This is a genomic window from Arthrobacter sp. RAF14 (assembly GCF_052114185.1).
GTDB lineage: Bacteria > Actinomycetota > Actinomycetes > Actinomycetales > Micrococcaceae > Arthrobacter_E.
Genome location: NZ_JBFREG010000003.1, coordinates 211,342 through 237,100, shown reverse-complemented (window position 1 = coordinate 237,100; position 25,759 = coordinate 211,342). Strand labels below are relative to the sequence as shown.

The following is a 25,759-nucleotide window of genomic DNA, read 5'->3' as shown; positions in this document are numbered from 1 at the left end:
AGGATGAATCCATGACGGCACATGACGCGGTGGACGAGAACATCTGGCTGGAAGAGATCCATGGAGAGGCGCCGCTCGCCTGGGTCCGGGAGCAGAATGCGCGCACCGAGGAGGTTCTGGACGACACCGAATTCCATGAGCTCGAGGACCGTCTCCTGGAGGTCCTGGACTCGACCGACCGGATCCCGATGGTCGGCAAGCGAGGCCGGTGGTACTACAACTTCTGGCGAGATGCGGAACACCCCAAGGGCCTGTGGCGGCGGACCTCCTGGGCGAGCTATCTGACGGCCGAGCCGGACTGGGACGTGCTGCTGGATGTGGACGCCCTCGCGGCTGAGGAGGGGGCCGAATGGGTCTGGCACGGCGCCACCTTCCTCCGGCCGGAACCCGGGGAGGAGTGGCGTCACGCGATGATCGGGCTCTCCCCCGACGGCGGCGACGCGGTCACGTACCGCGAGTTCGACCTGGAGACCCGTGCCTTCCTGCCGGACGGTTTCGTCCTGCCGACGGCCAAGGGCCACGTGAGCTGGGAGGACGAGAACACCCTCCTGGTCAGCACGACGGCGGAGGGTCGCCCCGCGACGCAGTCCTCCTATCCGCGGACGAGCGCACGCTGGCGCCGGGGCACGCCGCTGTCGGATGCGGAGCAGCTCTTCGAGGTGCCGGACGACCACATGCTCGCCTCCGTCTCGCGGGACTCCACCCCCGGCTTCGAACGGCTGGCCGCGGTGGACTGTGTGGACTTCTTCAACGACGAGATCTCCCTGTGGCGGGACGGGGCCTGGGTCCGGATCGAGAAGCCGGGGACCGTGAACACGGCCTGGCACCATGAATGGATCCTGTTCCGGCCGCGCGATCCGTGGACGGTGGACGGGACCGAATTCGCCGCCGGTTCGCTCCTGGTGGCACGGCTGGACGACTGGCTGGACGGGTCCCGCGCCCTGACGGTCCTGTTCGAGCCGGATTCCCGGACGTCGCTGCAGTCCTACAGCTGGACCCGGAATCACCTGCTCCTGAACCTGCTGGTGGACGTGTCCTCCCAGATCAGGGTCCTCACTCCCCCGTCGTCGCCGGGCGACGCGTGGCCCTCGGACCTTCTGGACGCCTGCCCTCCGCTGCACGACGTCAACGCCTACGCCGTGGATGACGAGGACGAGTCCGACGGGGATGACTACTGGCTCGTGGCCACCGGCTTCCTCACGCCCACGACGCTGACGCGTGGCACCGTGGGCGGCGAGCACGCCGAGGTCAAGCGCGCGCCGTCGTTCTTCCAGGAGGACGACTACGCCGTGGAGCAGCACTTCGCCGTCTCCGCGGACGGCACCCGGGTGCCGTACTTCCAGGTGGCCCGCAAGGACCTGGTGCTGGACGGGAAGAACGTCACCCAGCTGAGCGGTTACGGCGGCTTCGAGATCTCCCGGACTCCCGCGTACAGCGGCACCGTGGGCCGTGCGTGGCTGGAGCGCGGCGGCGTCTACGTGGTGGCGAACATCCGCGGCGGCGGGGAGTACGGGCCCGCCTGGCACACGGCCGCGCTGCAGGAGAAGCGTCACCGCGCATACGAGGACTTCGCCGCCGTCGCGAAGGACCTGGTGAACCGCGACGTGACCTCACCCCGCTTCCTGGGCTGCGCGGGCGGCTCCAACGGTGGGCTCCTGGTGGGGAACATGCTCACGCAGTACCCGGAGCTGTTCGGGGCGGTGTCCTGCGGTGTCCCGCTGCTGGACATGCGCCGGTACACGAAGCTCTCGGCCGGCGCGTCCTGGATCGCCGAATACGGAGACCCGGAGGACCCGGAGCAGTGGGAGTTCCTCAAGACCTTCTCCCCGTATCACCTGCTCCGCGACGCCGTCGACTACCCGCACGCCTTCATCTGGTCCAGCACGTCCGATGACCGGGTGGGGCCGGTCCAGGCCCGGAAGATGGCGGCCCGGATGCAGGCGATGGGCGTGCCGAACGTCTGGTACCACGAGACGATCGAGGGCGGCCATGCCGGGGCGTCCGACAACCGGCAGGCTGCGGCGCTCCAGGCCCGCAATCAGCACTTCCTGTGGAAGGCGCTGACCGGTCAGTTGCCGGGCTGATCAACGGCTTCCCCTCGTGATCATGGGGCACGGCAGGGCGGGATCCGGCAGGTCTGGAACCCGCCCCGCCGCCGTCCAGCGGCCGTCCCGCGGACGACGGCGGGAGAGGCCGCTCCGTTTTGCGTTGCGGCGGGCGCTTCGGTACTCTTGCATGGCTAGCAAATAGCGAGGAGACGTGCCAGAGCGGCCGAATGGACTTCACTGCTAATGAAGGGTCGGGGTTAAACTCGACCGGGGGTTCAAATCCCCCCGTCTCCGCCAATCGAGCCCCGGGAAACCGGGGCTCTTTTGTTTTCCGTTGACACAGGACCCTGTTTCGTTGACACGAACGGATGCCGAGTTCGGGGATTCGTTCCGAGCGAGGTGCGTGCATGCACCGTCGAACGATCAAACCCCCGAACCCGGCGGGAGACCGCGGGGCTGAAAAGCACGCTCAGCCGCGGTGCGCGGTCACCTGAAATACACGACGACGCCGCGCGCGCCCAGCGCAGCGTCCTCCGCGGAAGCGTCGCTCGCCTCCGCCGGGCGCCCTTCAAGCCCCTCGCCACTCTCGCTCAGGGTCACGCTGAGAAAGCCGTCGGCGTCCTGGTTCCACTCGGCCACCTCGGCTCCGCCGAGCGCGTCGACCGATCCGACGCTCCGGTCAAGGGGAATGCTCAGGCCGGACACGGGCCCGTCCAGGGTGAGCAGGTTGAGCCGTCCGGGCGTCCCGGTCTTCGCCGGTGTCTCGGTCAGCCACCAGGTGGTTCCGCCGTCCTCCCAGCTCTCGGCGAGACCGTTGCCGACGACCAGCCCCTCGGTGACGGCGCGGGTTCCGTACAGCGCCGGGCCGAACTCGGACAGCCAGGCTCCGATGACTTCCAGGGCGGCCCGGATGGACGGCGGGATGGCACCGGTGGGGTCCGGCCCGACGCCCAGGAGGAGGTTGCCGCCCCGGGCCACAACTTTGACCAGCATGTCGACGACCTCGCGGGGGTCCTTCGCCTGCTCGTCCGGGGACAGCGAGGTCCAGTTCTCGGAGAGGGTCACGCAGGATTCCCAGGGGTAGGACGGCCGGTGATCCGGGATCCGCTGTTCCGGGGTCCGGTAATCCTCGTTCGGCCCGTGGACCTCGCGGTCCACCACCAGGATTCCGGGCTGAAGTTCGCGGGCCCTGGTGGCGATCCGGTCGATGTCGATCGGTTCGAACGGGGCGAACACCCAGCCCGCATCCAGCCAGAGCACGTTCACCGGACCGTAGCCGGTGAGAAGCTCCTCGATCTGGGCCTGGGTGAAGTCCACGAAACTCTGCCAGCGCTCCGGCTCCGCGGCGGCATCGTAGTTGTGGAACCGGTCCACCGTCGTGCCCTCAGGCGACCAGTAGCCCGGGTGATTCCAGTCCGCCTTGGAGAAGTAGACGCCGGTTTCCAGGCCCTGCGCGCGGAAGGCCTCAAAGGTCTCGGCCAGGACATCGCGGCCGAGCGGGACGTCCTCTGCAGTGACCTTGAAATCGGAGTGCGCGGTGTCGAACATGTTGAAGCCGTCGTGGTGTTTGGAGGTGAACACCAGGTACTTCGCGCCTGCCGCCCGGGCGAGCGCTGCCCAGTCCTCCGGGTCGTAATCCTGGCCGGTGAACTCCGTCCTCGCGGACTTGTACTGCTCTTCCCAGCCGTCGTCGTCCCCCTGGAACCCGGACGGAAGGAGCATCATCTCCTCGTCCCGGGAGCGGCACAGGGTCCAGCTGTCACCCAGCCCCTGGGAGGTGTAGATCCCCCAGTGCATGATGATGCCGAACTTGTGGTCCTGCCAGTCCTCGAGACGGGCACGGCTGAGGGGGTCCGACGGCTGGCTGTAGCCGGGGTCGTGCGCGTCGACGACGGCACCGGCGGCCAGGCTGGGTTTGAGGGTGGGAAGGGCGGCGTCGCTCTCGTCGAGCGGGGAAACAGTGTGCTCAGTCACGATCACCATCCTTCACCTTGAATCAGTTCCCGTCACCCTTTGGGACGAATAAGGGCGAATAAGTCTGCCGACGCTCAGCCGGCCAGGGCCAGGACGAAGGGCAGCACCGCCCCGGCACCGGCCTGACGGAGCGAGCGTCCCGCCACCACCACGGTCCACCGGGTGTCCACCGAATCATCGACGAGGAGGATGGTGGCTCCGGGGTTCCCGGCCAGGAACTCCTCGATGGCGGGTGTCGGACCGAAGCGGTCCCACACCTCCGCGAGCCGGTAGGCGCTGTTGCCGCGCCGGCCCGTGCCATTCATCGAGTGCCGGATGCCGAGGGAGCCCAGGTACGGCATCCGTCCGACTCCCGCCAGTCCGGTGGCGACCGACTCGATCAGCTGCGGATGACGCTGGGACGGGACGGACACCACGGCCAGGGGCCTGCCCTGTCCGCTCCACGGTTCAGTGCGCGGGTTCTCCGGACGGCCCCATTCCCGGAGCACGGCCACACAGGCCCGGAGCATGTCCTCCCGGACGGGCGCGTCCTCGGCCGATTCAGCCAGAACCTCCCGCAACGGGCCACCCCATCCCAGGTCACTCAGGCGCGCCAGCGCCCGGCCTTCCGACACCGCCTCCCCCGCCGGGATCTTGCCCTTCGCGGGGACTCCGAGCCGGTCCATTCCGGTGGGCCACAAGGAGCGGGTCTCCACCACGGCGCCGACCTTGTCCAGTTCCGCCGCGGCGGCGGTGAGCGCCTCCCGGCTGACTCCGCTGGGGTACCAGGGCCCCGCGCAATTGTCGCAGCGCCCGCAGGCATGGGCATCCGGGTCGTCCAGGACCGAGGTGATGAATTCCATCCGGCATCCGGCGGTCTCCTGGTAGATCACCATGAGGTCCTGTTCCTGCACCCGGGCCTCGGCGATGCGCGCGTACCGTTCGGCGTCGTAGAACCAGCCCTTGCCGGTGGACCGCCAGCCTCCCTGGACCCGTTCCACGGCTCCGTCCACGGCCAGGACCTTCAGCAGGAGTTCCAGGCGCGAGCGTCCCAGATCGACCCGGGGCTCCAGCGCCGGACTCGACAACGGTTTGGGAGAGGTCTCCAGGGCGTCCAGGACCGCCATGGCCTTGTCCCGTTCCGGCATGGACGCCGTGGCGAAGTACTTCCAGATCTCCCGGTCCTCCGCGCCCGGCAGCAGAAGGACATCCGCATTGGCGCCACCACGTCCGGCACGGCCCACCTGCTGGTAGTACGCCACGGGTGAGCTGGGGGCCCCGAGGTGGACGACGAAGCCGAGGTCCGGCTTGTCGAAGCCCATTCCCAGCGCGGACGTGGCCACCAGGGCCTTGACCTGGTTGTCTTTCAGCCGCTGTTCCGCGAGTTCACGTTCCGCGGTATCCGTCTTCCCGCTGTAGGACAGGACGTCATAACCGCGTTCGGACAGCATCCGGGCCGTCTCCTCCGCCGCCGAGACGGTGAGGGTGTAGATGATGCCGCTTCCGGGCAGATCCTTGAGGTGCTCGGCGAGCCAGGCGAGCCGCGCCGTGTTGTCCGGAAGTTTCAGGACGCCCAGCCGGAGCGAGTCGCGTCCCAGAGTGCCCCGGATGGTCAGGACGTCCGTGCCCAGCTGCTCTTCGATGTCATGCACCACGCGCGAATTGGCGGTGGCCGTGGTCGCCAGCACGGGAACGGTGCCGGGCAATTGACGGATCAGGTCCGCGATCCGCCGGTAGTCCGGGCGGAAATCGTGCCCCCAGTCGGAGATGCAGTGAGCCTCGTCCACCACCAGAAGCCCCGTGCGGCGGATCAGCTCGGGCAGCTCACGCTCCCGGAAGGCCGGGTTGACCAGCCGTTCCGGGGAGACCAGCAGCACATCCACCTCATCCGCGGCCAGGCGGGCGGAGACGTCCTCCCAGTCGAGCTGATTGGCGGAGTTGATCGCCACGGCCCGCACCCCCGCGCGGGCGGCGGCTTCGACCTGGTCCCGCATCAGGGCGAGCAGCGGCGAGACGATCAGTGTTGGTCCGGCCCCACGGCGCCGCAGCAGCAGGGAGGCCACGAAGTACACGGCCGACTTGCCCCAGCCGGTGCGCTGCACGACCAGGGCGCGACGGCCGTGGTCGACCAGAGCCTCGATGGCTTCGAACTGCCCCTCGTGGAACTCGGCCCGGGGGTTGTTCACCAGGTCCCGCAGGACCCCCACAGCCTCCTGGTAGGTTCCGCTCCGGGTGTGCACCGCGTTCGTCTCAGCCATGGTTCCCAGTATTCCCCACGGCCTCCGGACGGTCGCCACACGAGGCCGCGTATGTGGACAAGGACACCTTCCCTGGACTCACCAGCCTTCCGGCACCTCCGCCGGAAACACCCGTTCCCCTCAGCCCCGCGAGCTCAGCCCCGCGAACTCCGCATGGCGCGCACGTGCTGCACTCGGGGGTCCGCGGCGAGCTCCGCGTAGCGCTCCGAACCGAGGGGCACCAGGGCCACGTGGCCGTCGTCGTCGTGGTGGATGCCCCAGCCGTACCGCTTGCCCAGCGGCGACGCGCGCAGGCAGGGCTGCCCCTTCGAAAAGAACGCCGCCCTCGCCTCCGGCCACTCCTCCGGTGGAATGCCGGCCCGTTCGGCATGAACCCGGAACAGGACGTCGTCCGAGGTCAGCTCGTACGGAGCCTCGTCGATGAGCTCGAACTGCCGCTGCGCCACCGTGGGCTTCGCCCGGGCCGTCGGGACCTCCGCAGACGCGACCGGGCAGTCTTCGGCGACCTCGATGAAGGTGGCCCGGTAGTCGGTGGTGTGCCCATCCACAGTCTTCATCACGCCATTGTGCCGTGCGGTCATCCACAGGAGAAGAAAAACCGCAGGCGTCTACGTAAACTAGGCGGGTGACTGAAAAGCAGCAGAGCATCGACCTTTCCCCGTCTTTCAAGGCCTACGACGTGCGTGGCCTGGTGGGCGAGACCATCACGGCCGAGATCGTGGAGGCCGTCGGCGCCGCCTTCGTCGATGTTCTGGGCCTGGCCGGACAGACCATCCTGGTGGGCGGTGACATGCGCCCGTCCTCCCCCGAGTTCGCTCAGAAGTTCGCCGAGGGCGCCGCGGCCCGTGGCGCCGACCCGCAGCTCCTGGGCCTCATCTCCACGGACGAGCTCTACTTCGCGTGTGGCGCGCTGGACGCCGCGGGAGCCACGTTCACCGCCAGCCACAACCCCGCCGCATACAACGGCATCAAGATGGCCAAGGCCGGCGCCGTGCCGATCTCCTCGGAGACCGGCCTGCAGGAGATCCAGCGCGTGGCCGAGGAGTACCTGGCCGCCGGAGTCATCCCGGCCGTCGAATCAACCGGCACCATCACCGAGCGGGACGTCCTGAAGGACTACTCCGAGTACCTCCGCAAGCTGGTCGATCTCTCGGGGATCCGTCCCCTGAAGGTCGTGGTGGACGCGGGCAACGGCATGGCCGGCCTGACCACCCCCGCGGTGCTCGGCTCCGAGCTGCTGAGCCCGCTGCCCCTGGACATCACCCCCCTGTACTTCGAGCTGGACGGGACCTTCCCCAACCACCCGGCCAACCCGCTCGAGCCGGAGAACCTGGTGGACCTGCAGAAGGCCGTGGTGGAGCACGGCGCGGACATCGGTCTGGCCTTCGACGGCGACGCGGACCGCTGCTTCGTGGTCGACGAGCAGGGCGAGCCCGTCTCCCCCTCCGCCATCACGGGAATGGTCGCCCGCCGCGAGATCGCGCGCGCCAAGGCCCTGGGCGAGGAGTCACCGGTCATCATCCACAATCTGCTCACCTCCCTCGCGGTGCCCGAACTGATCGAGCACGACGGCGGCCGCGCGGTCCGCACGCGCGTGGGCCACTCCTTCATCAAGGCCGTCATGGCCGAGGAGGGCGCAGTATTCGGCGGCGAGCACTCGGCGCACTTCTACTTCCGTGACTTCTTCAACGCCGACACCGGCATGCTGGCCGCCATGCACGTACTGGCCGCACTCGGCGAACAGGATGCCCCGCTGTCCGAGCTGGCCCGCGAGTATGAGCCGTACGTCTCCTCCGGCGAGATCAACTCGGAGATCGAGGACAAGGCCGGCGCCGTGGCACGTGTCCGGGCCGATTTCGAGGGTGAAGGCGTCACCGAGGACACCATGGACGGCAGCACCTTCAGCGCGCCGGACGGCTCCTGGTGGTTCAACCTGCGCCCGTCCAACACGGAGCCCTTCCTGCGGCTGAACGCCGAGGCGAAGGACGCCGAGACCATGGCGAAGATCCGGGACCGCGTCCTGGCACTCGTCCGCCGCTGACCGCAGCCGGCCGCAGGCCCGCGCTGAGGCTCCACAGCGTCAGCGTCAGTCCCGGCCGGACCGCAACCTCCCGAGTGGGGCCTGGAAACAGGCCCCACTCGCACGTCAGCCGGTCGTCACAAACCCCCAGTCTGATATCCCGGACAGTGCCGCCCGTCACAAGGCCTCCGGCGTCGCCCTCGTGCGATGTCCTGGTGTGAGAGCTTTCACGGCCCACACGTTCAAAGGAGATCGTGCCCATGACTTCATCCAGCACCGGATTGCGACGAGGCCTCAACGCCCGCCACATCCGCTTCATCGCCCTCGGATCCGCGATCGGGACCGGCCTGTTCTACGGATCCTCCGCCGCCATCCAGGCGGCCGGACCAGCCGTCCTGCTCGCCTACCTGGTGGGCGGCGCCGTCGTGTTCATGGTCATGCGCGCCCTGGGCGAGATGGCGGTCCGGCACCCCGTGGCCGGGTCCTTCGGCCAGTACGCCTCCCGGTATCTCGGTCCGTTCTCCGGCTTCCTGACCGGCTGGACGTACGTCTTCGAGATGTTCGTCGTAGCGCTGGCGGACGTCACCGCGTTCGGCGTCTACATGGGGTTCTGGTTCCCCAACGTGGAACGCTGGGTCTGGATCCTCTCCGCCGTGTTCATCATCGCCGCGGTCAACCTCGTGAGCGTCAAGGTGTTCGGTGAGCTGGAATTCTGGTTCTCCATCATCAAGATCACGGCGATCGTGGCGATGATCGTGGGCGGTGTCGCCATCATCCTCTTCGGCCTGAACAACCAGCACGAGAACGCCGCCGGTCTGCACAATCTCTGGGACCACGGCGGGTTCACGCCCACCGGCATCTGGGGCCTGATCAGCTCGTTCACCATCGTCATGTTCGCCTTCGGCGGCACCGAGGTCATCGGCATCACCGCGGGCGAGGCCCAGGATCCCAAGAAGGTCATCCCCAAGGCCATCAACTCGGTGCCCCTGCGCATCCTCTTCTTCTACATTCTGACGCTGGGCATCATCATGACGCTTCAGCCGTGGAACACCATCGACGGCGAGGCCAGCCCCTTCGTCTCCATCTTCAGCTCGCTGGGCCTGACCGGCGCCGCTCACGTGCTCAACGCCGTCGTCATCACGTCAGCACTGTCCGCGATCAACGCGGACATCTTCGGCGCAGGGCGCATGCTGCACGGCCTGGCGCAGCAGGGCCAGGCCCCGAAGGCCTTCATGAAGACCAGCAAGAGCGGTGTCCCGTTCCTGACCGTCCTCGCCATGGTGGCCTCCCTGCTGGTCGGCGTGCTGCTGAACATCTGGTTCCACGACCAGATCTTCTTCCTGATCGCCGCCCTGGCCACGTTCGCCACCGTGGTGGTGTGGCTGGTCATCCTGATCTCCCACGTCCGGATGAAGGCCGAGATCAAGCGCGACGGCAAGCTCCCCTCCGAGTTTCCCATCCCCCTGTGGCCGATGGGCAGCTACCTGGCGATCGCCTTCATCGTGTTCGTGATCGTGATGATCGGCGTCATGCCGGACTCGCAGCCGGCGCTCCTGATCGGCGCGCTGTGGATCGCGATCCTGACCGCGGTGTACTTCCTCTTCATCAAGGGCTCCGGCCGGAACCGCATCGAGCTGGTCGATGAGACCGGCATGCTCCCGGTGGTCGACGCCGCCGAGGACGCGGACTCTCCGGCGGTGGCGCGCAGCGCACGCTGACGCCCCCCGACGTCCCGTCGCGTGGAAGCCCTCTCCGCAGATCCCGCGCGGGAGGGCTTCTCCGTCCGGCCCCCTTCTCCTGAGGCCCCGTCCGTGATGCGATGGTGCCATGACCTTCACCACAGCACACATGTCGGTATCCCTGGACGGTTTCGTCGCCGGGCCGGACCAGAGCCTGGAGAACCCCCTCGGCGTCGGCGGGCCGCTGCTGCACCAGTGGCACATCGGCCCCGAGGCGGAACGCCACGAGGTCGACGCCGAGTGGACCGCGCGTCTTCTCCGCCCCCGCGGCGCGTACGTCATGGGCCGGAACATGTTCGGCCCCGTGCGCGGTTCCTGGGACACCATGCCGGACTGGCGCGGCTGGTGGGGTGAGGAGCCGCCGTATCACGCGCCCGTCTTCGTGCTGACCCACCATGCCCACGAGCCGATCGAGATGGAAGGCGGCACCACCTTCCATTTCGTCACCGAGGGCTTCGGCCGCGCTCTCGAACTCGCGCGTGAAGCGGGCGACGGCGACGTCGACATCGCAGGAGGCGCGTCGGCCGTGCGGCAGGCGCTGGAGGCCGGCGAGCTGGACGAACTGACGCTGGACATCTCGCCGGTGGTGCTCGGCGGGGGCGAATCGATCTTCCCCGCCGACTCCTCCGGCTATCGCCTGGAGATCCTCGAGACGGCGGGCTCTCCGCTCACGACGCACGTGCGGTACCGCGTGGTGCGGTGAGCCCGTGCACTGGTGAACCGCCGCAGGAACTACTGCTCGGCGTCGTCGTAGGCGTCCCGGGCGGCGAGGATCTGTCCGGCGTGCGCCTCCGCCCAGACGCGCACCGCATCCAGAGGCCCGAGCAGGCCTTCGCCGAGGGATGTGAGGCGGTACTCGACCCGCACCGGCACCTCCGCGAACACTTCGCGGTCCACCAGTCCGTCCCGTTCGAGCGCCCGGAGGGACTGGGTCAGCACTTTGGGGCTGACGCCGTCCACGGCCTGGCGGATCTCGCCGAAACGCCGCGCGCCACCCTTGAGCGCCTGGAAGATGAGCGGGGTCCACTTGTCCCCGATGCGCTGCAGGACCAGGCGCGAGGGGCAGTTCTGATCCATGACGTCGAAGGGCAAAGTATCCATAAGGTAACTATATGACGTTGAAGTACTTGCTTTCCAATGGATACTGTTGAGTCATCAGCCAGCACATCAGCTACAGAAATGAGGACATCATGAAGATCGCCGTCTACGGTGCCACCGGAATGGTCGGAAGCCAGATCGTCAACGAGGCTCTCAGCCGCGGCCACGAGGTCACCGCCGTGACCCGCCAGGGTGTCGAGGTCGACGGCGCCACCGCCGTCGCCGCCGAGTTCAGCGACACCGCGGCTCTCGAGCGCCTCGCCCAGGAGAACGACGTCGTCGTGATCTCCATCCCCACCCCGCGCAACGGCGACTCCCACGAGCCGATCCTGCAGGCTCACCGCGACCTCATCGCCGCGCAGCCGGACGCCCGCGTCTACGTGGTCGGCGGCGCCGGCTCCCTGATGGCCGATGCCACCACCCGCCTGGTCGACGCCATGGGCTTCCCGGAGGCCTACCGCGCCGAGGCGCAGAGCTTCACCACCATCCTCGGCCTGTACGAGAATGCTCCTGAGGGCCTGGACTGGACCATGCAGTCCCCCGCTCCCGAGATCGCCCCGGGCGAGCGCACCGGCAAGTACCACGTGGAGCGCGACTCGATCGCGGGCCCCTTCATCTCCACCCAGGACTTCGCCGTGGCCGCCCTCGACGAGATCGAGAACCCGCAGTTCCGCCGCGCGCGTTTCAACGCCGCCAACTGATCCCCACCCCTCCGCGACCTTCGCGAGGGAACAGTTGAGGCCCCCACCCGAGCCGGGTGGGGGCCTCAACTGTTCCCTCGCGAAACCCGAGGCGCATGCAGCACCTCGGGCAGGAGGTAGCGGTCTTCCAGCAGCTCGATGCGCCAGGAGCCGCAGCCCTCGCATTTCTCATACAGCACCACACCTTCGGAGCCCGGGTGCCGCGAGCGCACGGCCCAGAGATGGTCATGAGTGGCAGCCTGCACGGCCGGCTGGGAAGCGGTTCTGGTGTCCATGGATCCAGCCTGATGTAATGGCCTTATGCATCTCAACCCTTACGGAGAGTATGCCGTCCTCCTGGCCGGATCCCTCGCGAACGACTGGCCGGCCGACCGCGACGGCATCGTGGCACGCACCCGCGATTTCGGCATGACCATGGACGTCCCGGAAGAACCCGGGGACCACGCCAGGCTGCGGGTCGCCCTGGACGAGTGGCTCGAGGTGGTCGACGCCTCGGACGGCCCCGCGCGGGCGCGCCTGCTGAACGGCATCATGGCCGACGAAGCCGCCTACCCCCATCTGACGGACCACGACGGCGAGGGCTGGCATCTCCACTATCGCGACGACGACAAGGGACTCGCCAGCACCCTGCGGGCCGTCTTCGCAGTCGGCACCGCCCTGCACCTGACCACGCGCGGCATGCACCGGCTCTCCCGCTGCGCTGCCGGTGACGCCGTCGAGGGCGGATGCCGGAACGTCGTCGTCGACGTCTCCCGCAACGGGACCCAGAAGTACTGCTCGGTGCGGTGCGCGAACCGCGCGGCCGTCCGGCGCCACCGCGCCGCGCGGCGCTGATTCAGGCCGCAGACACCGCGAGGGAACAGTTCGTGCCCGCAAAACAGCATTTTACGGGCACGAACTGTTCCCTCGCGGGGAGAGCGGGCGGTTAGAAGAGCTGCCGCCAATTGGTCCGGGCCAGATCCAGCAGCTCGTCGCCACGGCCGGACATGACCGTGCGCAGGGCGTACAGCGCGAAGCCCTTGGCCTGCTCCACGGAGATGGCGGGCGGCACGGACAGCTCCTGCCGCGCCGTGACGACGTCGATCAACGCCGGGCCGTCGTGGGCGAGCGCCTCAGCCACGGCTCCTTCCAGGTCCTCGGCGTTCTCCACCCGGATGCCCTTGATCCCGAGCGCCTCGGCCACCGCCGCGAAGTTCGGATTGGAGAGCCCGGTCCCGAAGTTCACGAAGCCCGCCGCCTTCATCTCCAGCTCCACGAAGTTCAGCGAGGAGTTGTTGAAGACCACCAGCTTGACCGGAAGCTTGTTCTGCGTGAGCGTGATGAGTTCTCCCATCAGCATGGTCAGACCGCCGTCGCCGGCGAGCGCCACCACCTGCCGCTCCGGGTCCAGGGCCGCGGCGCCGATCCCGTGGACCAGGGCGTTCGCCATGCTGCCATGGTTGAAGGAACCGATCAGGCGCCGCTTCCCGTTCATGGTCAGGTAGCGTGCGGCCCACACCACCGGCGAACCGACATCCGCGGTGAACACGGCGTCGTCGGCCGCCAGGCGGTCCACCACGCGCGCCACGTACTGCGGATGCAGCGGCTGGCCCTTGCGGGTGGGGCTCGCCAGCTCGTCCAGCTTGGCCCGGGTCTTCACGTAGTGCTTCCGCGCGGAGTCCAGATGCGAACGGTCCTTCTTCCGTTCCAGCAGGGGCAGCAGCGCCTGGGCCGTGTCCCGCACCGTGCCCACCAGACCGAGATCCAGCCGGGTGCGTCGGCCCAGCTGCTCACCACGCACGTCCACCTGGATGACCTTGGCGTGGTCCGGGTAGAACTGCTGATACGGGAAATCGGTCCCGAGCATGAGGAGGGCGTCGCAGTCCTCCATGGCACGGTAGCCGGAGGCGAAGCCGAGCAGGCCGGTCATGCCGACATCGAACGGATTGTCGTATTCGACGAATTCCTTGCCACGCAGAGCATGCACGATCGGAGCACCGAGCGCATCCGCCAGCGCGACCACCTCGTCATGGGCGCCCTGGACCCCGGCGCCCGCCAGAATGGTGACCTTGGACGCGGAGTTCAAGATCCCCGCGGCCTCCTGGAGTTCGGGCTCGGAGGGGACGATCCGCGGCTCGGCGCGCCGGATCACGGAGACGGCGTCGCTCGCGGCCTGCGCCAGCGCGACGTCGCCGGAGATCACCACGACCGCCACGCCGCGCTTCTCGATGGCCGTCCGCATGGCGATGTCCAGAATGCGGGGCATCTGCGAGGGGTCCGTGACCTGTTCGGCGTACACGCTGCACTCCCGGAACACCTCCTGCGGATGCGTCTCCTGGAAGTAGTTGGAGCCGATCTCGCTGGTGGGGATGTGAGCCGCGATCGCCAGGACGGGGACCCGGGACCGGTTGGCGTCGTAGAGGCCGTTGATGAGGTGCAGATTGCCAGGGCCACAGGACCCCGCGCACACGGCAAGCTCGCCGGTGAGCGCGGCTTCCGCCGCCGCTGCGAAGGCCGCAGCCTCCTCATGCCGGACGTGCACCCACTCGATGGAGGGCGTCTCACGGAGCGCGTCGGTGAAGCCGTTCAGCGAGTCACCGGGGATGCCGTAGACGCGGTGGACGCCGTTGGCGGCAAGGGTGTCGACAATGTTCTTTGCGATGGTTGCCATGAGTCCGACCCTACGGCCCGGTAACGTCGCGCGGAACCCCGTCCGGGCGACTCGTTCCTCACAGTGCCCTGTGACGCGCTGGACACCCGCCACGCGGACGGTCAGCCGGGCGGGCGGTCCAGGTCCAGCCCACGACGACGACGGCGCCACCCTCCGCGCGGACCGGCACCGCCGCGCCGGGTCACCCCCGCCCGGCGGGCTCCGGGGCACGCTCCCCTCCGGGAGGCGAGACGTGCGCCATCCCGGCCGTGGCCGACGCCTGGGCCGGCGCCGTCACCGTGGCCGACGCCCGGGCCGGTGCCGTCGTCGCCGTCGCCGTCGCCGTCGTGCCATTCCGCCGGGACCGCAGCATCCCACGCGACTGCGAGAGGGCCACGCCCGCGAGCAGCACCGCCCCGCCCACCAGGTCCCAGACGCCGGGGATCTCGCCGAACGCGAGCCAGCCGGCGAGCATCGCGAGGGGCGGAACCAGGAGGGTGAAGGGCGCCACCTGCGCGGCGGGATAGGTCTGCAGCAAGCTGTTCCAGACCGTGAACGCCAGAAGCGTGGACACCAGGACCGTGAAGAGGGTGCTACCCCAGGCGAGAGGGGTCATGCTGGTCAGTGCCCGAACCGGGGCCGCCGGGCCGTCCAGGAGCATCGACAGCGCGAGCAGGGGCACCGGCACCACGGCCGCGGACCACACCACCAGGGAGAACGGCTTCGCTCCCCGCGCCGAGCGGGACACGACGTTGCCCAGACCCCAGGACAGTCCCCCGGCCAGCCCCAGGAACAACGGCAGCAGGTTCGCGGAAGCACCCCGGCCCAGCACCACGACACCCAGTCCCAGGACACCTGCCCCGATGCCCAGGAGCTGCATCGTGCCGGGCCGCTCACCGAGGAACACCGCGGCCAGCAGGACCGTGAAGAGCACCTGGCTCTGCAGGATGAGCGGGGCGAGGCCGGACGGCAAGCCGAGATGCATCGCCAGATAGATGAAGCCGAGATGCCCCGCACTCATGAACAGACCCACACCCACCACGGTCCACCAGGGAACCTTCGGGCGCGGCACGAACAGGATGAGGGGGAACGCCACCAGGGCGAAGCGCAGCGCCGCGAACGTCAGGGGCGGGACGTCACGGAGACCCACGTCGATCGCGACGAAGTTGACGCCCCAGATGACGGCGACGAGCAGGGCCAGCAGGACATGACGGGTTTTCACGTCCTCATCCTGTCGCGCACGAGACTTAAGCACCAGCATTGATTTCTATCGTCAATTCGGTAGCATCACTGCATGATCGATCTTCAGGCGCTTCAGGCCCTCGTCGCGGTCCACCGGACCGGCAGCGTGGCCGCTGCGGCCGCCGAACTCGGCTTCACCCCGTCGGCCGTCTCGCAGCAGATCAAGAAGCTCGAACGCCACTCGAAGGCCGCCCTCCTCGAACGGCAGGGCCGCGGCGTGCTCCTGACCGAGCGAGGCAGGGCCCTGATCGAGCACGGCGGCCGGATCCTCTCCGAGCTTGAGGAGATGGAGTCGATCCTCACGTCCGGCGAACAGCCTCAAGGCACCTTCACCGTGGCGAGCTTCTCCACCGCCGCCCGCGGCCTGCTGGTCCACGTGGCGGAGCGGCTGGCCGAAGAGGCGCCGGAGATGCGCCTGGAGGTGGTGGCCGTGGATCCGGCCGAGGCGGTCGGCAAGGTGTCCCACGGGGACGTGGATCTCGCGGTCATCCACGACTGGAACTCCGTGGCCCTGGAGATCCCCGGGAACGTCGTGCGGGAGCCGCTCTGCGACGACGTGGCGGACATCATCCTGCCCTCCACACATCGCCTGGCCGGACTCGACGCCGTCCCCCGCGCCGAACTGCTGCAGGAGACCTGGTGCTCACAGCCGCGCGGAGCCATCTGCCACGAGGCACTTCTGCGGCTGCTGGCGAGCGAGGGGGCCACCCCGCGCATCGCCTACATCGACCCGGATTTCGCCACCCATCTGGAGTTCGTGGCGCGGGGACTCGCGCTCGCCTTCGTGCCCCGCCTGGGCCGGGGTGCGCTGCCCGCCGGAGTCGTCGCCAGGCCGCTCTCCGGGGAGCAGGCGCACCGCTCGGTTTCGGCGGCGTACCGCCACACCATGTCTGCAAGCCCGGGGGTTCAGCTACTCGTCCGCCTCCTGCACGAAGCGGCGGACGCCGCCTGGACGTGAGCACGACGACGCACGGCGGCTTCGGCGGAAGGCTCACCGCGCGACCGGGACGCGACGCGCCACCCCCGGAAAACGACAGAACCCCCGGAACTCCGGGGGTTCTGTCGTCGGCGAAAGTCCGCGGGCTAGGACGCCAGGCGGCTCTTCAGACCGTCGAGCTCGGCGCGGAGGTCCTCAGGGAGGGCCTCACCGAAGTTGCCGTACCACTCTTCGATGCTCGCGGCCTCGACCTCCCACTCCTCCGGGCGGAAGGCCAGGGCGGCTTCCAGTTCCTCGGCGGAGACGTTCAGGCCCTCGGTGTCCAGCGAACCGGCCGTGGGCACGAAACCGATGGGGGTCTCGACCGCCTCGGCCTTGCCCTCGATGCGCTCGATGGCCCACTTCAGGACGCGGGAGTTCTCGCCGAACCCGGGCCACGCGAAGCCACCCTCGGGGGTGCGGCGGAACCAGTTGACCAGGAAGATCTTCGGCAGCTTCTCCGGGTTCGCCTGGGCGGACAGGGAGATCCAGTGCTTCAGGTAGTCGCCGGCGTTGTATCCGATGAACGGCAGCATGGCCATGGGGTCGCGCCGCACCACGCCGACGGCGCCGGCCGCGGCGGCCGTGGTCTCGGAGGAGAGCGTGGAACCCATGAAGATGCCGTTGGTCCAGTCACGGGCCTCGGTCACCAGGGGGATGGTGGTCTTGCGGCGTCCGCCGAACAGGATGGCGTCCACCTGGACACCCTCGGGAGCGAAGTACTCCTCCGCCAGCATGTCGATCTGGTCGATCGGCGTGCAGAAGCGCGAGTTCGGGTGCGCGGCCGGACGGCCGGACTCGGGGGTCCAGTCGTTGCCCTGCCAGTCGGTGAGGTGCGCCGGGGTCTCCTCGGTCATGCCCTCCCACCAGACACCGCCGTCGTCGGTCATGGCGACGTTGGTGAAGATGCTGTTGCCCTTGGCGATGGCGCGCATGGCGTTCGGGTTGGTGCCCCAGCCGGTGCCGGGCGCGACGCCGAACAGGCCGGCCTCCGGGTTCACCGCGCGGAGTTCGCCGTCCTTGCCGAAGCGCATCCAGTTGATGTCGTCACCCAGGGTCTCGACCTTCCAGCCCGTGATGGTCGGGTCCAGGAGGGCGAGGTTGGTCTTGCCGCAGGCCGACGGGAAGGCCGCAGCCACGTGGTAGGTCTTGTTCTCCGGGCTCGTGAGCTTCAGGATCAGCATGTGCTCGGCGAGCCAGCCCTCATCGCGGGCCATGACCGAGGCGATGCGCAGGGAGAAGCACTTCTTGCCGAGCAGGGCGTTGCCGCCGTAGCCGGAGCCGTAGGAGACGATCGAGCGCTCCTCCGGGAAGTGCACGATCCACTTGTCCGGGTTGCACGGCCAGGCGACGTCCTGCTGACCGGGCTCCAGCGGAGCTCCCACGGAGTGCAGCGCGGGGACGAAGAAGGCGTTCGTGGCGGTGAGCTTGTCCAGCACCTCGGTGCCGATACGGGCCATGATGCGCATGGAGGCGACCACGTAGGCGGAGTCGGTGATCTCGACGCCGAACTTGGGGTCCTCGGCGTCAAGGTGACCCATGACGAACGGGATGACGTACATGGTGCGGCCACGCATCGAGCCGGCGAAGAGGGTGTTCAGCTTCCCCTTCATCTCGGCGGGGGCCATCCAGTTGTTGGTGAAGCCGGCATCGGCCTCCTTCTCGGAGCAGATGAAGGTCTGCTCTTCCACGCGGGCCACGTCGGCCGGATCGGAGAAGGCGGCGAAGGAGTTCGGGAAGGTCTCCGGGTTGAGGGGGACCAGGGTGCCGGCCTCGACCAGTTCAGTGGTCAGGCGTGCGTACTCTTCTTCAGAACCGTTCACCCAGTAGATGGAGTCCGGCTGCGTCAGCTCTGCCACTTCCTCGACCCAGGCCAGAAGCTTCTGGTGGGTGGTGGGGGCGTCAGCTGTCAGGCGAGACGTCGTCAGATTTCCCATAGTGAGTCCTTTTCGATGGGTTCCTGGGCGGGTGTCTCAATCGTAGGTATGGACCACTGGACGGATTTTCAGCAATATTTGACGAACGATCCGCTTTCGGGACGTTTTCCGTGGTCGAATCGCACTTTCCGGCCCTTTTTGTGATTAAGGTCACGTAGACCGGTACATGTGCGGGGCGTCACCGGCCGTCGATTTGGAAGCCGCCGGAAGTTCCCGTAAAGTTTATGAAGGTTCAACCGGGAGTCACTTCCGGAATGACACCGATGCGCCCATAGCTCAGCTGGATAGAGCGTCTGTCTACGGAACAGAAGGTCAGGGGTTCGAATCCCTTTGGGCGCACAGCGTATGTGGAAACACAGCGTCTGTTGAAACACAGAACATATGGAAACAGAGACAAGCCCCGGTCCACGGACCGGGGCTTTTTCGTTGTCCGGCCACGGGCGAGGAGAACAGCCGCCCGGCCCTCCCCCGCACCCGACGGCCGCCGAAACGCAGGGCCCGGAACACCGGCCGATCGCCGTCGTGCATCCTGCGAGGATTTCGGGTAAAGTATTTCGAGGTTCGAACGGGAAATCTCCCGGGAGAAACATGCGCCCATAGCTCAGCTGGATAGAGCGTCTGTCTACGGAACAGAAGGTCAGGGGTTCGAATCCCTTTGGGCGCACAGCGTCTGTTGAAACGCAGAACATGTGGAAACACAGACAAGCCCCTGTCCACGGACCGGGGCTTTCGCGTTCCCCCTCAGTTGTGCCGAAGTGCACTGGTGTGCCGAAGTGCGCTGGTTTACCGGAACGCGCGTGCCAGCGGCAGGATCGCCAGGACGAGCACCAAGGGCAAGGCGAATCCGAGGCGCAGGGAATCGGCGCCCACCAGGCCGGTCAGCACGGACCCCAGCAGTGCCCCCACATAGTTGAACTGGTTGAACCGCGCGATCACTGAGTCCACCCGCCTCCGGCGCACGGGGTCGTCTGCGCCGCCGTCCTGTCCCAGGGCAGCGATGGAACCCGCCACGGAGAAGGACAGCGGCGCGATGATGCCCGCCCCGAAACCGAGGACCGCGAAGCCCAGCACCGCGATCGCCGCATTCGGCGCCAGGACCACCACGGCGAGAGCCGCTGCGGAGAGCAGTGCCGCGGCACGCAGCAGCCGCACCGCCCCGAACCGGCCGACCGCCCAGTCGCCCGCCAGCCGCGCGAGGAGCGACGCCACCAGATACGGCAGGGTCGCCACGGCCACATTGCCCAGACCCGTTCCGAACAGGTCGTGCAGATAGGCGGGACCCCACGTGGAGGCCGCGGTGTCCACCATGTAGAAGAGCACCAGGACCAGCCCGACCGGCAGGAGCCGCTTCCACGGGATGCTCACCTGCGTCCCCTCGGCGTCGACCTCCTGGCCCTTGTCCCGGCGGAGGAACGGCACGGCGGTCAGCGCCAGGGCGACCACGCCGAACGGCGTCACCGAGGCCGCGAGCGCGACCTCCCCGAAAGCGAGAGCGGCCAGCGTCGCGACGATGCCGCCCGCGGTCCAGGACGCGTGGAAACCAGGCAGCAGGGTGCGCCGCAGCCGGTGCTCCAGTGCCACCCCCTGCATGTTCATGGAGGCGTCCACCGTTCCGAGCCCCACCCCGTAGACGGCCAGAAGAACGCAGAACAGCACAAGATCCGGGGCCAGTCCCACGCCGAGAGCCCCGGCCCCGATCAGGCCGAGGCCCACCCTGAGAGCCTGGGCGGAGTCGAACCGCCGGGCCAGTTGCCCGGCCAGCACCGATCCGACGCCGGCCAGCACCACCATGCCCAGGAGCACCAGGGACAGAGTGGCCGCGTCCAGTCCGAAGAGACCCTGGATCTGCGGCAAGTGGGTGGTCATGGTGATGAAGAGGAAACCCTGCATGAAGAAGGCGGCGCTGGCCGCCACCCGCTGAGCGGTCATCCCCTCGGCACGTACGACGGCGGCTGGCTGGCTCATGTCCATCTCCTCGGGGCTTCGCTCAGGGTTTCGCACACGGTTCGAGACGCCGGGATTCAGGCGCCGAAGATGCGGCGGACGTGGTCGTTGGCGAACAGGCCGTCCGGATCCAGCTCGCGCCGGACCCGCTGGAAATCGTCCCAGCGGGGGTACAGACCCGAGAGCCTGTCGGCGGAGAGGCTGTGGCGCTTGCCCCAGTGCGGACGTCCTCCGTAGGAGAGCGCCACGTCCTGAACGGCGGTGAAGAACTCCTGCCAGGGCATGCCCCGGTACATGTGCGCCGCGATGTAGCAGCTCTCGCGCCCGTAAGCGGGGCTGAGCAGGGATTCGCCGTCCCCCGCCACGAAGCGCACCTCGAAGGGGAAGTTCACGTCCAGGCGACGGGACGTCACCAGCCGGCGCATCTCCGTCAGGGCTTCGGCGCAGGCCTCGCGGGGCAGTGCCCACTCGGTCTCGGTGAAGCGGACGCTGCGCTTGCTGACCAGGACCTCGTGGCTGGTGCCGGTGCGGGAGGTCGGGGTGATCAGGTCCGTCGCCAGTCGATTGAGCCGGGGAATGAGTCCGGGCCGGGCCCGGCCCAGCCGGCACACCAGGTCCAGCGCGGTGTTCTCCAGCAGCTCGCCCTCCAGATAGGAGCGCAGCCGGCCCGTGGTGCTGGTTCCCCGTCCCGGGACAGGGCCGTCCACTCGGTTGGTCCGTTTGGCCAGCACGGTGCCGCTGTGGGGGAAGCTGAAGAATTCGAAGTGGTCATTGCCGTCGACGTGGTCGTCCAGCCGCTCCAGCGTCTCGTCCAGAGCGGCCGGTTCCTGGACGCCGTGCAGGGTGAAGGACGGCACCACCTTCAGGGTGTACGCCGTGATCACGCCGAGGGCGCCCACCGAGACCCGGGCCGCTTCCAGGACGTCCCGGCCGGCGGCCGACGCCTGGAGGACATCACCTTGTGCGGTCACGAGTTCCACGTCCTGCACGAAGGTCGCCAGGTTCCCGAGGTTCCGGCCCGTGCCGTGCGTGGCGGTGGAGATGGCGCCGGCCACGGACTGGCTGTCGATGTCCCCCAGATTCGCCAGGGCCAGCCCGTGCCCGTCCAGCAGACGGTTGAGCTCATGCAGCCGGGTCCCGGCCGCGACCCGGACGGTGCCGGCCTCCCGGTCCACGCCGAGGACTCCGCTCAGACGGTCCAGGGACAGCAGCGTGCCGGAGGTGAGCACGTTGTCACCGAACGAGTGACCGGCGCCCACCACCCGGACGCCCCGTCCCTGCCGCGCGGACTCCCGGACGGTGTCCCGGACCTCGTCCACCGAGGCGGGCTGGGCGAAGTGCGCCGGAGTGCAGGCCTGATCTCCGGCCCAGTTGTTCCACATGGCCTCCATGCTCGGGCCGATGTGAGCTGGAGCACAAACACTCGATCAGGCCGAATTCACAACCACGGGATGCTCAATCGTCCGGATCAGCTCCCGCTCGGTGTCCCGCACATCCCGGGCCACGTCCACGAAGAGCGAGATGACGTCGCTCTCGGCGTCGGCCCGCCAGGCCAGCGCGACCTCCGAGCCAGGGTGCGGCTCCACGGGGACGTACACCAGGCCGGGGCGCACCAGGTAGCGCGCCATGGCCGCCGCGGTCAGGGCCGTCGCCACGCCGCCGGCCACCAGCTCCGCCTCCTCGGTGGGCGAGGACGTCTCCACGATCCGGGTCGGGTGACCCTCCGCGCGGAAGGCGGACAGGGTCCAGAAACCCCGCCACGCGGCGTCGTGCCCTCCGCCGACCGTGAGCGGCTCGTCCAGCAGCTCCGTCGGCGACACCATGCTCCGGCCCGCCAGACGATGACTCGAGGCGAGGCAGGCCACCACGGGTTCCACGAAGAGCGGCAGCCGCTTCAGCCCCGGCAGCGACAGGGGCGGGCGGAAGATGGCCAGATCGCTGCCGCCGTCGGCCAGGCCACAGCTGGGATCGCTCAGGGACGCCTCCTGGAGGCGCAGTTCCACGTCCGGATGGCGCCGGGCGAACTCCGCCAGGAGCGGCCGCGTCAGCTCCAGCGCCGCGCCCACCACGAATCCGAGACGGAGCACCCTCTGATTCGCGCGGCTCGTCTGCCGGACGCGCCGCAGGCCGTCGTCCCAGGCCTCCAGGACTCCCCGGGCCACGTCGAGGAAGTGCTCGCCGTCCTCGGTCAGCTCCACACGCCGCGTGGTCCGGTTCAGGAGCGTGACGCCCAGCTCCGCCTCGAGCTCGCGGATCTGTTTCGAGAGCGCCTGCTGGGCGACGAAGAGGCGGGCCGCGGCACGGCTGAAATGCAATTCCTCGGCCACCGCCACGAAGTAGCGCAGCCGGCGCGTGTTCACGTCCATCACCCCCTCATTCTGAGAGCGGGCCCCGTGATTGACAACAGGTCGATGTGAGTTGCGCCAAGGCAGGTGTTTCCCCTCGCCCTGTGCGCCGTGTCACAGTCGGGGTATGCCCGGCAGTCCCGAACTCCCCTTCAGCCTCGCCTCGGATGGCTCCGCGCGGCGGGACGGCTTCACCGGCGCCGGTGGTTTCGCCGCCCTGAACCGTGCCACCGCCCACCTCGAGGCGCCCCTCGCGGTGCTGAGCCTGCCCGCCCTCCGCCGGAACACCGAGGATCTGCTGCGCCGGGCTCACGGCAAGCCCATCCGCGTGGCCAGTAAATCGATCCGCAGCCGCACCGTGCTGAGGGCTGTGCTCGACCTCCCCGGGTTCCGGGGCATCCTGGCCTACGCGCTCGCCGAGGCGCTCTGGCTCGCCGAGGAGTTCGACGACGTCGTGGTCGCCTATCCCACCGCCGACCGCACGGCGCTGGCGGCCCTGGCCCACTCCGCCACCGCCCGCGAGCGCGTGACGCTCATGGTGGACTCCGTGGAGCAGCTGGAATTCCTGGCGCCGTTCGCGAGCCCGGACGCACCGCTGCGGCTCTGTCTCGACCTGGACGCCTCGCTGCGGCTGGCGGGCGGCAGGGCGCACCTGGGCATGCGGCGTTCTCCGGTCCACACCCCGGCGGAGGCGGCCGCCCTGGCCCACGCGATCGCCGGTCGCCCGGAATTCCGGCTCGTAGGCGTGATGTCCTACGAAGGTCAGATCGCGGGGCTCGGGGACGACTCCGGATCGGCCCTGCACCGCGCGCAGATCCGAGCACTGCACGCCCTGTCCGGCAGGGAGCTCGCCGCCCGGCGCGGCGAGGCCGTCGCCGCGGTGCGCCGGGCCCTGCCCGCGGACGCCCCGCTGGAATTCGTCAACGGCGGCGGCACCGGAAGCTTCGAGACCACGGGCGCGGAGGCGGCCGTCACCGAACTCGCGGCCGGATCCGGACTGTACGCCCCTGGGCTCTTCGACGGGTGCCGGGCGTTCCACCCGCAGCCCGCAGCGTTCTTCGCCCTGCCCGTGGTCCGCAAGCCGGCCCCGGGATTCGCGACCGTGCTGGGTGGCGGCTGGGTCGCGTCCGGCCCGTCCGGGCCCGACCGCCTGCCCCGACCGGTCTGGCCGACAGGGCTGAGCCTGCTCGGCACGGAGGGTGCGGGCGAGGTGCAGACACCCGTGCACGGCCCCGCCGCGGACTCGTTGTCCGTGGGCGACCGGGTCTGGTTCCGGCATGCCAAGGCCGGCGAACTCTGTGAACACGTCGACACCCTGCACGTGGTGGACGGCGATCGGCTGGTGGCGTCCGTCCCCAGCTACCGCGGCGAAGGAAAGGCATTCCTCGGATGAGCACCTTCAACTCCCTCAACCCCGCCACCGGAGCCGTGGTGGCCACCTTCCCGGTGGACGACGACGGTGCGGTCACGGCGTCCGTCGAACGCGCCCGGGAGGCGGCGGCCTGGTGGGGCGGGCTGGGCTTCGACGGCAGGCTCCGCCGGCTGCAGGCGTTCAAACACGCCGTGGTGGCAGGACTGGACGAGCTGGCGCTTCTCATGCGGGAGGAGACGGGCAAGCCGGTGGACGATTCGCGGCTGGAGGTGATGGCCGCCGTCGAGCACATCGACTGGGCCGCGCGCAACGCCCAACGGGTCCTGCGACGGCGCTCGGTGCGGCCGGGCGTGCTCGGCGCCAATCTGGCGGCGAGCGTGGAGTACCAGTCGCTCGGGGTGGTGGGCGTGATCGGGCCGTGGAACTACCCGGTGTTCACCCCCATGGGCTCGATCGCGTACGCCCTGGCGGCGGGCAACGCCGTGGTCTTCAAACCGAGCGAATACAGCACGGCGGTCGGCTCCTGGCTCGTGGAGGCCTTCCATCGTGCGGTGCCGGAGCTGCCGGTCCTCCAGCTCGTGACGGGTCTGGGCGCCACGGGGGCGGCGCTGTGCCACTCCGGCGTGGACAAACTCGCCTTCACGGGTTCCACGGCCACCGGCAAGAAGGTCATGGCCGCGTGCGCGGAGACCCTCACCCCCGTGGTCATCGAGGCCGGCGGCAAGGACGCCGCGATCATCGCCGCCGACGCCGATGTGCGTGCCGCGGCGCAGGATGTGGCGTTCGGCGCCTGGGGCAATGCCGGGCAGACCTGCATCGGCATGGAGCGGGCCTATGTGGAGGCGCCCGTCTACGAGTCCTTCGTGGCCGAGCTCTGCCGGATCGCGGACTCCGTGACCGCAGGCCCGGGCGACGGCGATCGTATCGGGCCGCTGACCATGCCCAGCCAGCCGGACACGGTGCTGCGCCACATCAAGGCGGCGCTCGCGGACGGCGGCCGCGCGGCGACCGGTGGCGAGGAGTCGGTGGCGCCGCCGTTCGTGAAGCCCGTCATCCTGCTGGACGTGCCGGAGGACAGCGAAGCGGTGCGCGAGGAGACCTTCGGACCGACCCTCACCGTCACGCGGGTGGGTTCGCTGGAGGAGGCCATCGAGAAGAGCAATGCGGGCGTCTACGGTCTGGGGAGTGCGGTCTACAGCCGGGATCTCGCCCGTGCCGAGTCGGTGGCGCGCCGGGTCCGGGCCGGCATGACGTCCATCAACAGCGTCATGTCCTTCGCGCTGGTGCCGGCGCTGCCCTTCGGCGGGACCGGGGATTCGGGATTCGGCCGGATCCACGGCGCGGACGGCCTGCGGGAGTTCGCCCGTCCTCACAGCGTGGCCCGGCAGCGTTTCCCGCTGCCCGTGCCGGTGCTGTCCTTCCGCCGGGAAGCCTGGCAGGTGCGGCTCATGAGCCGGCTGGTGCGGCTGGTGCATGGAGCCCGCCGCTAGCGAACGC

At 69.0% G+C, this 25,759-nt stretch carries 20 protein-coding genes and 3 tRNA genes; 12 read left to right on the top strand and 11 right to left on the bottom strand.

Features of this window, described 5'->3' with window-relative positions:
- The first annotated feature begins 11 nt into the window (after window positions 1-11).
- Both AB4Y75_RS11395 and AB4Y75_RS11390 read left to right on the top strand, forming a co-directional pair.
- Window positions 12-2,084: a prolyl oligopeptidase family serine peptidase gene (locus AB4Y75_RS11395; RefSeq protein ID WP_441435992.1), complete on the top strand. Its 2,073-nt coding sequence runs from the start codon at window positions 12-14 to the stop codon at window positions 2,082-2,084.
- A gap of 169 nt (window positions 2,085-2,253) precedes the next feature.
- Window positions 2,254-2,345, top strand: a tRNA-Ser gene (locus AB4Y75_RS11390).
- A 189-nt stretch (window positions 2,346-2,534) separates the two neighbouring features.
- On the opposite strand, the gene AB4Y75_RS11385 is transcribed toward AB4Y75_RS11390, so the two are convergent.
- The 3 genes from AB4Y75_RS11385 to AB4Y75_RS11375 form a co-directional block, all read right to left on the bottom strand.
- Window positions 2,535-4,022: an alpha-L-fucosidase gene (locus AB4Y75_RS11385; RefSeq protein ID WP_441435991.1), complete on the bottom strand. Its 1,488-nt coding sequence runs from the start codon at window positions 4,020-4,022 to the stop codon at window positions 2,535-2,537.
- A 74-nt stretch (window positions 4,023-4,096) separates the two neighbouring features.
- A complete protein-coding gene (locus AB4Y75_RS11380; protein WP_441435990.1) occupies window positions 4,097-6,259 on the bottom strand; it encodes a RecQ family ATP-dependent DNA helicase in 2,163 nt (720 codons plus the stop codon).
- 134 nt (window positions 6,260-6,393) lie between these two features.
- Window positions 6,394-6,816: a DUF6157 family protein gene (locus AB4Y75_RS11375; RefSeq protein WP_441435989.1), complete on the bottom strand. Its 423-nt coding sequence runs from the start codon at window positions 6,814-6,816 to the stop codon at window positions 6,394-6,396.
- Window positions 6,817-6,884: 68 nt separating this feature from the next.
- On the opposite strand from AB4Y75_RS11375, the gene AB4Y75_RS11370 reads away from it, so the two are divergent.
- The 3 genes from AB4Y75_RS11370 (at window position 6,885) to AB4Y75_RS11360 (ending at window position 10,721) form a co-directional block, all read left to right on the top strand.
- A complete protein-coding gene (locus AB4Y75_RS11370) occupies window positions 6,885-8,300 on the top strand; it encodes a phosphomannomutase/phosphoglucomutase (protein WP_441435988.1) in 1,416 nt (471 codons plus the stop codon).
- A 239-nt stretch (window positions 8,301-8,539) separates the two neighbouring features.
- Window positions 8,540-9,997 (top strand): amino acid permease, encoded by a 1,458-nt coding sequence (locus AB4Y75_RS11365; RefSeq protein WP_441435987.1) that lies wholly within the window; start codon window positions 8,540-8,542, stop codon window positions 9,995-9,997.
- A 109-nt stretch (window positions 9,998-10,106) separates the two neighbouring features.
- Complete coding sequence (locus AB4Y75_RS11360) at window positions 10,107-10,721, top strand: dihydrofolate reductase family protein (RefSeq protein WP_441435986.1); 615 nt, start codon at window positions 10,107-10,109, stop codon at window positions 10,719-10,721.
- A 29-nt stretch (window positions 10,722-10,750) separates the two neighbouring features.
- Here the strand turns inward: AB4Y75_RS11360 and AB4Y75_RS11355 are convergent, their stop codons facing one another.
- Complete coding sequence (locus AB4Y75_RS11355) at window positions 10,751-11,119, bottom strand: winged helix-turn-helix transcriptional regulator (RefSeq protein WP_441435985.1); 369 nt, start codon at window positions 11,117-11,119, stop codon at window positions 10,751-10,753.
- An 89-nt stretch (window positions 11,120-11,208) separates the two neighbouring features.
- Between AB4Y75_RS11355 and AB4Y75_RS11350 the strand changes: the two genes are divergently transcribed.
- On the top strand, window positions 11,209-11,817 hold the full coding sequence (locus AB4Y75_RS11350) for an NAD(P)-dependent oxidoreductase (protein ID WP_441435984.1): 609 nt from the start codon (window positions 11,209-11,211) through the stop codon (window positions 11,815-11,817).
- Between the two features lie 65 nt (window positions 11,818-11,882).
- Here AB4Y75_RS11350 and AB4Y75_RS11345 read toward each other — a convergent pair whose 3' ends face one another.
- Complete coding sequence (locus AB4Y75_RS11345; protein WP_441435983.1) at window positions 11,883-12,092, bottom strand: hypothetical protein; 210 nt, start codon at window positions 12,090-12,092, stop codon at window positions 11,883-11,885.
- Window positions 12,093-12,117: 25 nt separating this feature from the next.
- Here AB4Y75_RS11345 and AB4Y75_RS11340 point away from each other — a divergent pair, with 25 nt between their 5' ends.
- Window positions 12,118-12,651: a CGNR zinc finger domain-containing protein gene (locus tag AB4Y75_RS11340; RefSeq protein ID WP_441435982.1), complete on the top strand. Its 534-nt coding sequence runs from the start codon at window positions 12,118-12,120 to the stop codon at window positions 12,649-12,651.
- A gap of 91 nt (window positions 12,652-12,742) precedes the next feature.
- Here AB4Y75_RS11340 and poxB read toward each other — a convergent pair whose 3' ends face one another.
- Together poxB and AB4Y75_RS11330 are read right to left on the bottom strand one after the other, a co-directional pair.
- Window positions 12,743-14,467 carry a ubiquinone-dependent pyruvate dehydrogenase gene (gene poxB / locus AB4Y75_RS11335; protein WP_441435981.1) on the bottom strand — a complete coding sequence of 575 codons (1,725 nt, stop codon included), beginning with the start codon at window positions 14,465-14,467 and terminating at the stop codon, window positions 12,743-12,745.
- Between the two features lie 181 nt (window positions 14,468-14,648).
- On the bottom strand, window positions 14,649-15,668 hold the full coding sequence (locus tag AB4Y75_RS11330) for an EamA family transporter (protein ID WP_441435980.1): 1,020 nt from the start codon (window positions 15,666-15,668) through the stop codon (window positions 14,649-14,651).
- 72 nt (window positions 15,669-15,740) lie between these two features.
- On the opposite strand from AB4Y75_RS11330, the gene AB4Y75_RS11325 reads away from it, so the two are divergent.
- The gene (locus AB4Y75_RS11325; RefSeq protein WP_441435979.1) at window positions 15,741-16,646 is read left to right on the top strand and encodes a LysR family transcriptional regulator; all 906 of its coding nucleotides are present in this window, start codon (window positions 15,741-15,743) and stop codon (window positions 16,644-16,646) included.
- A 125-nt stretch (window positions 16,647-16,771) separates the two neighbouring features.
- Here AB4Y75_RS11325 and AB4Y75_RS11320 read toward each other — a convergent pair whose 3' ends face one another.
- The gene (locus AB4Y75_RS11320; protein WP_441435978.1) at window positions 16,772-18,601 is read right to left on the bottom strand and encodes a phosphoenolpyruvate carboxykinase (GTP); all 1,830 of its coding nucleotides are present in this window, start codon (window positions 18,599-18,601) and stop codon (window positions 16,772-16,774) included.
- Between the two features lie 265 nt (window positions 18,602-18,866).
- Here AB4Y75_RS11320 and AB4Y75_RS11315 point away from each other — a divergent pair.
- Window positions 18,867-18,940, top strand: a tRNA-Arg gene (locus tag AB4Y75_RS11315).
- A gap of 251 nt (window positions 18,941-19,191) precedes the next feature.
- Window positions 19,192-19,265: transfer RNA gene (locus tag AB4Y75_RS11310), tRNA-Arg, on the top strand.
- Between the two features lie 119 nt (window positions 19,266-19,384).
- On the opposite strand, the gene AB4Y75_RS11305 is transcribed toward AB4Y75_RS11310, so the two are convergent.
- From AB4Y75_RS11305 to AB4Y75_RS11295, 3 genes are read right to left on the bottom strand one after another with little or no spacing between them, the layout of a single operon-like run.
- Window positions 19,385-20,566 (bottom strand): MFS transporter, encoded by a 1,182-nt coding sequence (locus AB4Y75_RS11305; RefSeq protein ID WP_441435977.1) that lies wholly within the window; start codon window positions 20,564-20,566, stop codon window positions 19,385-19,387.
- Window positions 20,567-20,622: 56 nt separating this feature from the next.
- Window positions 20,623-21,927, bottom strand: a complete 1,305-nt coding sequence (locus AB4Y75_RS11300) for a D-arabinono-1,4-lactone oxidase (RefSeq protein ID WP_441435976.1) — start codon at window positions 21,925-21,927, stop codon at window positions 20,623-20,625.
- 45 nt (window positions 21,928-21,972) lie between these two features.
- Window positions 21,973-22,911: a LysR substrate-binding domain-containing protein gene (locus AB4Y75_RS11295; RefSeq protein ID WP_441435975.1), complete on the bottom strand. Its 939-nt coding sequence runs from the start codon at window positions 22,909-22,911 to the stop codon at window positions 21,973-21,975.
- A 106-nt stretch (window positions 22,912-23,017) separates the two neighbouring features.
- Here AB4Y75_RS11295 and AB4Y75_RS11290 point away from each other — a divergent pair, with 106 nt between their 5' ends.
- Window positions 23,018-24,283 carry an amino acid deaminase/aldolase gene (locus tag AB4Y75_RS11290; protein WP_441435974.1) on the top strand — a complete coding sequence of 422 codons (1,266 nt, stop codon included), beginning with the start codon at window positions 23,018-23,020 and terminating at the stop codon, window positions 24,281-24,283.
- Window positions 24,280-25,752 (top strand): aldehyde dehydrogenase family protein, encoded by a 1,473-nt coding sequence (locus tag AB4Y75_RS11285; protein ID WP_441435973.1) that lies wholly within the window; start codon window positions 24,280-24,282, stop codon window positions 25,750-25,752. The genes AB4Y75_RS11290 and AB4Y75_RS11285 overlap by 4 nt, the downstream gene beginning before the upstream one ends.
- The last annotated feature ends 7 nt before the right edge of the window (window positions 25,753-25,759 follow it).